The sequence below is a fragment of the Staphylococcus sp. 231237_7MaSpsaltlick genome, assembly GCF_043107035.1.
In genome coordinates, this window is the sequence record NZ_JBICNX010000423.1 from 1 (window position 1) to 411 (window position 411).

The window sequence follows — 411 nt, forward strand, 5'->3', positions numbered from 1 at the left end:
AAGAAAAAGCTAAAGTAGTTTTAGCGGACAAAGCATATATGAAGTACCATATTGAACATAATGATGAAGAAAATATTAAAATTGCTAAAATTGGTGATTATATATCATTAATTACTTATCCTATTATAAGTAATTTATCAAAACTTAAAAATTATAAGTTGAAAAATATTTCATCTACAAATTGGTTAAGAGATGTAAATAATGAAGCTCTACAACGTATATCAGGTATAGCTTTTTCTAGCGGAGAAGCCCTAGAGAATCATGAATTATTTCTTGAAAAATATGAAAATATAAATCATAGAAAATTAGGTAAAGAGCTGAATTTATTTACATTTTCTGATTATGCTCCAGGTATGCCTTTCTATAAGCATAATGGTCAAATTATAAGATTAGAACTCCAAAATCTTTTAA

The 411-nt window shown here is 25.3% G+C and carries 1 pseudogene; it reads left to right on the forward strand.

Annotation, left to right across the window (positions count from 1 at the left end):
- Positions 1-411 (forward strand): annotated as a pseudogene (locus ACF91D_RS32175) (threonine--tRNA ligase); the annotation flags it as partial.